This is a genomic window from Mycobacterium hubeiense, assembly GCF_002838065.1.
GTDB classification, from domain to species: Bacteria; Actinomycetota; Actinomycetes; order Mycobacteriales; family Mycobacteriaceae; genus Mycobacterium; species Mycobacterium hubeiense.
The window spans coordinates 64,819-74,246 of the sequence record NZ_PIZU01000025.1; the positions used below are offsets into that span (position 1 = coordinate 64,819).

At 64.2% G+C, this 9,428-nt stretch carries 10 protein-coding genes; 6 read left to right on the forward strand and 4 right to left on the reverse strand.

Annotated elements, in window-relative coordinates:
* The first annotated feature begins 2 nt into the window (after positions 1–2).
* On the forward strand, positions 3–542 hold the full coding sequence (locus CWS39_RS18810) for a carboxymuconolactone decarboxylase family protein (protein WP_102144443.1): 540 nt from the start codon (positions 3–5) through the stop codon (positions 540–542).
* Here CWS39_RS18810 and CWS39_RS18815 read toward each other — a convergent pair.
* Genes CWS39_RS18815 through CWS39_RS18830 form a run of 4 tightly spaced genes read right to left on the reverse strand, consistent with a single transcriptional unit; the run spans position 539 to position 3,035 of the window.
* Positions 539–808 (reverse strand): hypothetical protein, encoded by a 270-nt coding sequence (locus CWS39_RS18815; RefSeq protein WP_102144444.1) that lies wholly within the window; start codon positions 806–808, stop codon positions 539–541. The two genes, CWS39_RS18810 and CWS39_RS18815, sit on opposite strands and share 4 nt — an antisense overlap.
* A complete protein-coding gene (gene lpdA, locus CWS39_RS18820; RefSeq protein ID WP_102144445.1) occupies positions 805–2,199 on the reverse strand; it encodes a dihydrolipoyl dehydrogenase in 1,395 nt (464 codons plus the stop codon). The genes CWS39_RS18815 and lpdA overlap by 4 nt, the downstream gene beginning before the upstream one ends.
* A gap of 10 nt (positions 2,200–2,209) precedes the next feature.
* Positions 2,210–2,764 carry a hypothetical protein gene (locus tag CWS39_RS18825; protein WP_102144446.1) on the reverse strand — a complete coding sequence of 185 codons (555 nt, stop codon included), beginning with the start codon at positions 2,762–2,764 and terminating at the stop codon, positions 2,210–2,212.
* Entirely contained in the window at positions 2,757–3,035 is a 279-nt protein-coding gene (locus CWS39_RS18830) for a putative holin (RefSeq protein ID WP_199178194.1), read from the reverse strand. The genes CWS39_RS18825 and CWS39_RS18830 overlap by 8 nt, the downstream gene beginning before the upstream one ends.
* 73 nt (positions 3,036–3,108) lie before the next feature.
* Here CWS39_RS18830 and CWS39_RS18835 point away from each other — a divergent pair, with 73 nt between their 5' ends.
* The 5 genes from CWS39_RS18835 (at position 3,109) to CWS39_RS18855 (ending at position 8,977) form a co-directional block, all read left to right on the forward strand.
* Positions 3,109–5,118 (forward strand): prolyl oligopeptidase family serine peptidase, encoded by a 2,010-nt coding sequence (locus tag CWS39_RS18835; RefSeq protein WP_199178195.1) that lies wholly within the window; start codon positions 3,109–3,111, stop codon positions 5,116–5,118.
* A 211-nt stretch (positions 5,119–5,329) separates the two neighbouring features.
* Positions 5,330–5,989 (forward strand): methyltransferase domain-containing protein, encoded by a 660-nt coding sequence (locus CWS39_RS18840; RefSeq protein ID WP_102144447.1) that lies wholly within the window; start codon positions 5,330–5,332, stop codon positions 5,987–5,989.
* Positions 5,990–6,324: 335 nt separating this feature from the next.
* Positions 6,325–7,041, forward strand: a complete 717-nt coding sequence (locus tag CWS39_RS18845; RefSeq protein ID WP_158240376.1) for a sensor domain-containing protein — start codon at positions 6,325–6,327, stop codon at positions 7,039–7,041.
* Positions 7,042–7,154: 113 nt separating this feature from the next.
* Entirely contained in the window at positions 7,155–7,466 is a 312-nt protein-coding gene (locus tag CWS39_RS18850) for a DUF2563 family protein (RefSeq protein ID WP_102144449.1), read from the forward strand.
* Positions 7,466–8,977 (forward strand): putative alpha/beta hydrolase, encoded by a 1,512-nt coding sequence (locus CWS39_RS18855; protein WP_102144450.1) that lies wholly within the window; start codon positions 7,466–7,468, stop codon positions 8,975–8,977. Before CWS39_RS18850 ends, CWS39_RS18855 begins: the two co-directional genes overlap by 1 nt.
* The last annotated feature ends 451 nt before the right edge of the window (positions 8,978–9,428 follow it).

Genomic DNA, 9,428 nt, shown 5'->3' on the forward strand with positions numbered 1-9,428 from the left:
GCATGGTCCCTGCGCGCATCCCGCCGGGCGGATTCCGCGAACTCGGCCCGATCGGCTGGGCGATCGCCAAGCTGGGCGCCCGCGGGATTCGCGCCCCGAAGTTTCACTTGTTCAACGTGCTTGGCCAGCACAAGCTGCTGTTCTTGGCGTGGCTGCCGTTCTCCGGGTATCTGCTGTATGCCGGGAAATTGTCGCGTCAGGACGCCGAACTGGTTATCCTGCGGGTCGGGCACTTGCGCAACTGCGAATACGAGCTGCAGCAGCACCGGCGGCTGGCCCGCCGCCGCGGCGTCGACGACGCACTGCAGGCCAAGATCTTCGAAGGACCGGACGCCGAAGGGCTCACCGACCGGCAGCGCGTGCTGATCACGGCGACCGATGAGTTCGTCATCACCCGGTCGATGTCCCCGGAGACCTGGGCGGCGCTGTCGAGTCACCTGACCCGCCCGCAGCTCATCGAATTCTGCACGCTCGCAGGGCAGTACGACGCGCTGGCCGCCACGATGGCCACACTGCAGATCCCGCTGGACTTCCCGGACTAGAGGTACGTCACGCCGAGCACCGTCAGCGATAACAGCACCGGCGATATCGGCAGGCACGCCAGAAACGCGGCCCACACCTCGGACTTCTGCTGATAGTGCCGCCACGCCTGCACACCTGCGAAGGCACCCCCGAGCAGCGACACCGCCGCGACCACCAGCACCCAGGTGCTCACGCTCGAGGTGGCGGTGGCCATCGAGATGCCGATCAGCCACAGGATGTGGCCGATCACCAATCCGCCGATCCCGGCGACCCAGATCGCTCTCAAAAGTTGATCATGTGGCCGGCCAGGCCGTGGAAGCACTCTTGCAGCGCCTCCGACAGCGTCGGATGCGTGTGCACGTTGCGGGCCAGCTCGTTGACGGTCAGATCCCATTTCTGCGCCAGCGTGAGTTCAGGCAGCAGCTCGGAGACGTCGTGTCCGATCAAGTGCCCGCCGAGCAGCTCGCCGTACTTGGCGTCGGCGATCAGCTTCACGAAGCCGCTGGGGTCGCCCATGCCGTGCGCCTTGCCGTTAGCGGTGAACGGGAATTTGGCGACCTTGACGTCGTAACCTTCCTCGCGGGCCTGCTCCTCGGTCAGCCCGAAGCTGGCGACCTGTGGCTGGCAGAACGTCGCGCGCGGCATCATCCGGTAATCGCCGAGCGCCAAAGTCTCTGCGCCGGCGATGGTTTCGGCGGCCACCACACCCTGCGCCTCGGCGATGTGCGCGAGTTGCAGCAGCCCGGTGACGTCGCCGATGGCGTAGATGTGCGGCACGTTGGTGCGCATGTAGTCGTCGACGCCGATGGCCTTGCGGTCGGTCAGTTTCACGCCCGCGGCATCCAGCCCGTAACCCTCGACGTTGGGCGCAAACCCGATGGCCTGCAACACCTTATCGGCCTTGAGCTCGCTGGTTTCGCCGTTCTTGTTGACGGAAACCGTCACCGTGGATCCATCATCCTGGATTGATTCGACCTTGGTGCCGGTGAGCACCTTGACGCCGAGCTTCTTGAATTGCTTCTCGATCTCCTTGGAGACGTCGGCGTCTTCGTTGGGCAGCGCCCGCGGCAGGAACTCGACGATGGTGACGTCGACGCCGAAGTTGTTGAGCACGTAGCCGAACTCCATGCCGATCGCACCCGCGCCGGCGATGACGATCGAGCCGGGCAGCTCCCGCGACAGGATCAATTCCTCGTAGGTGACGACGTTCTCCGACAGCGACGTGCCCGGCACCAGGCGGGTGCTGCTGCCAGTGGCGATGATGGCGTTGTCGAACGTGACAGTCTCGCTGCCGCCATCGTTGAGCTTCACCGACAGCGTGTTGGCGTCGGTGAACGTGCCGTAGCCGTGGATCTCGGTGATCTTGTTCTTCTTCATCAAGAAGTGCACACCGGCGACGCGGCCCTCGGCGACCTTGCGGCTGCGGTCGAAGGCGACGCCATAGTCCATGGTGGCCTCGCCGCTGATGCCGAAGGTCTTGGCCTCCTTGGTGAGGATGTGCGCCAGCTCAGCGTTGCGCAGCAGCGACTTGGAGGGGATGCAGCCGACGTTGAGGCATACCCCGCCCCAATACTTCGGTTCGACGATTGCGGTGTTCAGGCCCAGCTGGGCGGCGCGAATGGCCGCAACGTACCCGCCGGGGCCGGCTCCGAGGACGACGACGTCATAGTGGGTCACCCGGCCAACACTAATAGGGCAGGACGCCCATCAGGCATCGGGCCGCGTGATTGCAGAAGTAGATCCCGTGCAGCACCGCCGCGCCGCCCACCGCGGCCAGCGGCGCCGACATCAGCGCGATCGACAGCGCGGATATCAGTGGCTTGGTCTGCGCCATCGCGGTCGTCAGCGAGCCGACTGTGCAGACGACGAGGAACACCAGCACCACGAAGACCGACGGCGTCTTGTCGAACGAGTGGAACCACCAGTAGTACAGGCCCACCCCGGCCGCGGCCGCGAGGACCCACACACCGGCGACGACGAGGGCGAACTTCCAGCGCTTGAGGTACTGGTACGAGCTGGGGACGACGACCGGATGGGGCGGCGCGGGGAGGGGTTCCGACGGCTCCTCGGTGTCGTGGACCGGTTTGTGGTTGATGACGGCGACGGCGGGGTCGTGTTCGGCGGCCAACGGCTGCAGCGGATCGGGCTGGGCCTCGAAACTGCCGGTGAACGTCGGAGTGAACGGGGCGGTGGGCTCGCCGACATCAGGCCCCGGAGCCGCCGGGCCGGCGACATCAGGCACCGTGCACCACCTGGATGAGCACGAGCACGCCGAACCACCCCGGGGCGATCGCCAGAATGAACGCGCCCACCGTCGTGACCCATCGGCGTCCGGACATCAAAATCGTCAACATCCCGAGCGCACCGGGTATCCCGACGACGAGCGCGATCACCACATCCGGCCGGATAGCCGTCTTGACCAGCAGCGTTGTGACGACCGCAGCGAGCAGGCCAACCGCGGTGCCGACGAGCATCGCACTGGTCAACAACCATGCGCGTGGCAGCGGAATCACGCTTACGACGATAACGCGGCCCCTTCCGCTACCCGGGTATGCGCGCGGCGTGCCACCGAGGTATCTGGGCACAATGACGCATATGGCCGACGACCCGTACTTGTGGCTCGAAGACATCGCCGGTGACGAAGCGCTGGACTGGGTGCGACGGCACAACGAGCCGACCCTCTCCACGTTCGGCGGCGAACGGTTCGAGCAGATGCGCGTCGAGGCCCTCGAAGTGCTCGATACCGATGCCCGCATCCCGTACGTGCGACGCCGCGGCGAGTATCTGTACAACTTCTGGCGCGACGCGGCCAACCCGCGGGGGCTATGGCGGCGCACCACGCTGGACAGCTATCGCTCCGAGTCACCGGAGTGGGACGTGCTCATCGACGTGGACGAGTTGGCGCGCGCCGACGACGAGAACTGGGTGTGGGCCGGCGCCGACGTCATCGAGCCGGATCACACGCTGGCGCTGATCGCGCTCTCGCGGGGCGGCTCGGATGCGGCGGTGGTTCGCGAATTCGACATGCGCACACGCGAATTCGTCGCCGACGGCTTCGAGCTGCCGGAGGCCAAGACCCATTACAGCTGGGAGGACGCCGATACGGTGTTGGTGGGCACCGATTTCGGTGAAGGCTCGTTGACCGATTCCGGATATCCGAGGCTGGTCAAGCGGTGGAAGCGCGGGCAGCCGTTGGCGGATGCCGAGACGCTGTTCAGCGGCGCCGCGACGGATGTCATCGTGGCGGCGTCGGTCGACCGCACACCAGGATTCGAGCGCACCATGGTGCGCAGGGCGATCGACTTCTTCAACGACGACGTCTACGAGTTGCGGGGCGGCGAGTTCATCCGCATCGACGCGCCGACGGACGCCACCGTCTCGGTGCACCGCAATTGGTTGCTGATCGAACTGCGCACCGACTGGTACCGGGGCGACGCGCAATACGTCGCAGGCTCGTTGCTGGCCGCCGATTACGAGGAATTCCTCGCGGGGACAGCGCAACTGGCGGTCGTATTCGAACCCGACGAGCACACCTGCCTGAACCACTACGCGTGGACGCGCGATCATTTGATCCTGGTGACGCTCGCCGATGTGGCCAGCCGTGTCGAGGTCGTCACGCCTGGGACGTGGACGGCGGAGCCGGCACCGGGGCTGCCGGAGAACACCAACACGGTGATCGCGGCCGTCGACGAGTACGGCTCCGAAGTGTTCTTGGACTCCAGTGGATTCGATACCCCGTCGCGGCTGCTGTGGGGCGCTGCGGGTGGTGAGCTGACCGAGATCAAGCGGGCGCCGTCGTTCTTCGACGCCGCCGATCTCGTCGTCAGCCAGCACTTCGCGACATCCGATGACGGCACGAAGATTCCGTATTTTGTGGTGGGCCACCGGCATTCGCAGGCGCCGGGACCGACACTGCTGTCCGGATACGGCGGCTTCGAGGTGGCGCGCACACCGGGTTACGACGGGGTGCTGGGGCGGCTCTGGCTGTCGCGAGGCGGCACATACGTGCTGGCCAATATTCGCGGTGGCGGGGAGTACGGACCGCGCTGGCATACCCAGGCGATGCGCGAGGGTCGGCATTTGGTTGCCGAGGATTTCGCGGCTGTGGCAAGAGATCTGGTGGATAGGGGCATCACCACGGTTCCGCAGCTCTGTGCGCAGGGCGGCAGCAACGGCGGGCTGTTGATGGGCATCATGCTCACGCAGTATCCGGAGTTGTTCGGTGCGTTGGTGTGCAGTGTGCCGCTGCTGGACATGCGGCGATTTCACGTGCTGCTGGCGGGCGCGTCGTGGGTGGCGGAGTACGGCGATCCCGACAATCCCGACGACTGGGCGTTCATTTCGGAATACTCGCCATACCAGAACATTTCCGCGGATCGGCAGTACCCGCCGGTGCTGATCACCACGTCGACGCGCGACGACCGGGTGCATCCCGGGCACGCCCGCAAGATGACGGCGGCACTCGAAGCAGCCGGACACCAGGTGGAGTATTACGAGAACATCGAGGGCGGGCACGCGGGCGCCGCGGACAATGCGCAGACCGCGTTCCGCGCGGCGCTGATCTTCGAGTTCCTGCACCGCACGCTGGGCGACTGACTACCGTTGAGTGCATCGTTCTAGGAGGCTGCGATGCCACGACGAGACAGAGATCGACGACGCCCGGACCGAGACGTCATCATTCAACCGCCACCTGCACCGGCACGGCCCCAGGCGCACATCGCGTGTGGCTGCCATTGTCCCACCTGCAGTGGTGGCGGGCACTGCCACAACATGGGCAGCGGTTGCAACGTGAGGTGAATCGCCGGATATGGCCGATCTGCGCGGTAACTGGGCGGGGCGCGTCGGCAAGTTCGGCGGCGCCGCGTACGACTTCGGGGTAGAGCGGGAGTGGCTGGCCCGGCCGGCGGGACGTGCGTTGTGGGGCACCGACACTCGCCTGCTGTTCGACAGCTTCAAGGTGATTGGTGAACTGCCCGACGGCGCGGCGGTGCTCGATATTCCGTGTGGGGGCGGACTGGCGTTGCGCGGAATGCGCGCCCGCCAGGAGATCCGCTATGTGGCTGCCGACATTTCACCAGACATGCTCGAGCGGGCGCGACGTCGCGCTGCTGCGCTGGGACATCACGGCATCGAGTTCACTAAAGCCGACATCGAGCACCTTCTGTTTGCCGACGGGGAGTTCGATCTGTGCCTGTGCTTCAACGGGTTGCACTGCCTGCCCGATCCCGCGGCGGCGGTGCGGGAGTTGGCGCGGGTGCTCAAACCGGGCGGCCGGCTCGTCGGCGATTCCGCCGTCCTCGGGGCGGGGGTGCGTCAGGACCTGCTGATCGGGGTGTTCCAGCGGGCCGGCGTGTTCGGGCCGGGTGGCACCGCCGACGACGTGCAGCGGTGGCTGACCGACGCCGGATTGCGCGTCGACCGGCTGCAGCGCTCAGGCGCTGTCGTGCACTTCGCTGCCGTTCAGTGATTGATGACGTCACCCGTGCAAAGCGGCTTGCACACCCGAGACCGATCAGCCGCTACGTGAGCACCTCATCGGTTATCACGTTGGCCCAGAACGCCTTCCGACTTGCAGATGCGTGCGGGTGCGTTGCGGCGCCCGCGTCGATGCCCTAATTACAGGCAATCCGACAGTCTTTCGTTTGGGCGCAACACGCAGGTACGCGTCCGTCTGCCCATTCCGACTCGTTGATCCGCCCAACTGGCTCAATATCCACTTGGTGTGGGCCACGCAACCATCCGAGCCACCCTTCGCCTGATAATCGATCTGTGACTTTTCGTACCCCGGTCAGTGTACGCTTCGTGGCGATCGTCCTCGTAGCATTGACGGCGGTCGCATGTGCGCAAACAATCGAAGGCACCGGCGCTCCAGCACAACGCGAGTTTTCAACTGAGGAGCCGCAACAAAAGCCGTACGCCTGGCTCTCATCCGTACTTCCCACATCTCGCGAGCTGTCAGACGCCCTCGGCCAACATGTGTCTTCGTACGGCAATCCGCCGCCGGTCGGCGACGCAACCATGTTGCGAAGCACTGTGGTCGACGTCGATAGGGTTGTCGAGCCCGACTGCCTCGGCGCCGCCAAGCTCCTAGAACGGTCGACTTATCAAGCCGCATCCGTTCAGGCTGTGAGCTACGGTACTGTCTCCGCGGCCACTTTCGGCGCGGTGGCGCACGCATCCGCCGAGGACGCCAACGCGCAATTTGCCAGGTCGCTCGCGGCGTGGAGAAAATGCGACGGAAAGGCATTTGTTGACCCGAGCGGCGGCACGACTTTCACCCATCAGATCACTGCGGTCGACGAAACGGACGGCGTGTTATCGGCGGTCGTCCTGATCTCATCGAACTCGCCGACCGGCGTACCGGTTCAGAATCAGCGCGCCCTTGGCGTCGTGCAAGATTGCATTGTTGAAGCCACGGTGCCGATCACAGACCCACCGCCGAGTGTTGGAAGTGAGCGAAATAGGGCCGTGGAAGTGGTGAAAGTAATGCTCGGGAACGCAGTGACCGCGCAGCGTTAACCACCGCATTAGTGGAGGTCATGCGCTGGCGGCCACGCATCCGCCGACCAACATGTGCGTCTACCAGCTAACGCGAACCACTAAACTTTTCCTCGACCTACGAACGGAGCCTCATGTTTGTTGACCCAGATCTGCTGCGCTCGGGAGCCGAGTTTTCACGGAGCGCGGGAACTACCGCACAAGAGGGAGCTGACAAACTCTTGTCAACGCAGCTAGCTGCGAAGATCTTCGGTGATTTCGCCGAGGCGGACGACTTCCATCGCGCGCTGGCTCGCACCCAGGAGGCCGCTGCCACCGCCATGCAAGGTCACCAAGCCAGGTTGCACGCTTTGACTGAAAAGGTGCACACCGCTGCTTCAACCTTCACAGCCGAGGACGAGCAGCAAGCTGCAGCCCTGCAAAAGGCGCGGCTGCACTTCTCCTAATGCTGCAACTGACTTATCTGGACATAGGCGAGTTGGTCCAGGCCGCCGGCGGCGACCCATGGAAATTGAACGACACGATCCAGAGCGGTTCACCTGGCGAGATCCATGATCTGGCGACGGCCTTTTACGACGCGGGTGTCTGTTTGGGCGACACAAGCGAGGAGTTCAACGCAGCCAAGAAGCGGTTTGAAGCAGCATGGGACCGTGAAGATGCAGGCCATCCGATCAACGACTCTCGAGAAGTCACACACGCCACTCAAACGCTTGATCTAAATAAGGAGCAGTTGGCGCGCGTCGCCGTCGACCTGCAGAACATCTCGGCCAGTCTGGCGGAGGCGCAGCGCAGTGGTTCGATCTCGATCAGCAACCTAGAGGCCTCTCTGCAGTTCATCGACAACCAGATCCACAACGAAGTCGTGACGGCTGCAGCAAACGGTGAAGAGGCCGATTGGTCCGACCTGAAACAGGCGGCAATCGATCGCACTGCACAAGCGCTCAAAGAAGTGCAGGCAGTTCGCGATTCCTACTCGCAGCAACTCGACCAATCCCGTCTAGAGATGGCTGCTGAAGGCTACACCCCTGATGCGACGAAGGGTTCTGAGGGCGACGGCGGCCTTACCCCAGGCGACCAGGCCCGAGCGGACGCCGAGAAGTACGCAGCAAGCCAACGGGCAGCCGACGAAGCGTTGGTGAACTCTCCCGGTCCGTGGACTCCGGCGAAAAGCGAAGCGGCTGGGCGGCTACGGGATTACGCCACAATCAACGACCCTAATGCCGATCCCAACGCTGCGCGGTTTGCCGGCGAGCGTCTCAATGATTACTTCACAGCCCAGTTTCAAGGTCCACTGCCCGTCGACCCGGTTCTCGGTCGGGACGCCAGACAGCGGGCCCAGGAAAGGCTATATCTCCAGCAGAAAATGGAGGCCGGGCTCGGCGCGATGCCGCCGATGGCACCGGACGCCGCAACTGAGCTTCTGAACATTTCTGAAGGCAAGGCTAGACAGCTGGCTATTAATCAGGCGATCGAATCGCTCACACGCGCCGGTATGTCGCCCGACGGCGCGAAGTCAGTAGTCGGGGACTTGGCACGTGGCGTGCCGTGGAACCAACTACTTGAACAAAACGGTCAGCTATTGAGTGCCGGTAGTGGTGGTCTTCAGGCTGTGGAGAAAACCCTGCCTCACGGAAGCCATTACAAACCCCACGAACTGACGCTCAGGGACGCCGGCATCCTAGGGGACGTCGGAAAGAGGCTCGGCTGGGCAGGCACTGCCATCGACGTCTTCGACTTGGGATACGACCTCAGCCAGGGCGCCGCACCTGGTCAGCGTATCGGCGAGTTCGCAGGCGGCGCCGGAGGTGGTGCGCTTGGCGCAGTAGGTGCCGCAGCTATTGCCGGCTCAGTGCTCGGGCCTGGCGGCACCTTTGTCGCGGCTGTCGCGGCGAGCGTCGCGTTGTCCGAAGGTGGAAAGCGAGTAGGGGGTTGGGTTGGCAGCCAGTTCGACAATTAGCTCGGTACCGGCCTGGTCGACGTGGCTGCTGATTGCGGGCGCCGTTGTCCTTGCGGTCGGGGTGGTCGCGCTCTTCCTAGTGAAGGATCTGAATCGGGAACGCCGAATCTACTGGTCGACGGCCGCCGTGGGCGGCCTCCTAATCTCTCTGGCAACACTGCACCGTGGCTGGGGCGTGGTGATGGCAGCCTACGCAGCGATCTTGTTCGTAACGACCGTCTATGCGTTCTTGCGAACGGATTATCTCAAGATTGGCTCGAAGGTCTACTCAGCTTGGGGACTGATAGGTCGAAGTACGTCGGGCTCGGCGGGCGGAGCGGGCGGTGAAGACCCTTCATGACCGGTACTACGCGGTTGCGGCTTCGAGCGCGAGATCTTGACTTCCGAGGGTGAACTGACTCGACTGCTGGTATGAGGTTGTCCCGGTCTTCGTGGAATTTGAGGTGGCGGT

Excerpts from the sequence above, each read along its gene's own strand:
- CWS39_RS18850 (WP_102144449.1), top strand. The coding sequence starts at position 7,155 with ATGTTTGTTGACCCAGATCTGCTGCGCTCGGGAGCCGAGTTTTCACGG.
- CWS39_RS18835 (WP_199178195.1), top strand. The coding sequence starts at position 3,109 with ATGACGCATATGGCCGACGACCCGTACTTGTGGCTCGAAGACATCGCC.
- CWS39_RS18855 (WP_102144450.1), top strand. The coding sequence starts at position 7,466 with ATGCTGCAACTGACTTATCTGGACATAGGCGAGTTGGTCCAGGCCGCC.
- CWS39_RS18840 (WP_102144447.1), top strand. The coding sequence starts at position 5,330 with ATGGCCGATCTGCGCGGTAACTGGGCGGGGCGCGTCGGCAAGTTCGGC.
- CWS39_RS18810 (WP_102144443.1), top strand. The coding sequence starts at position 3 with ATGGTCCCTGCGCGCATCCCGCCGGGCGGATTCCGCGAACTCGGCCCG.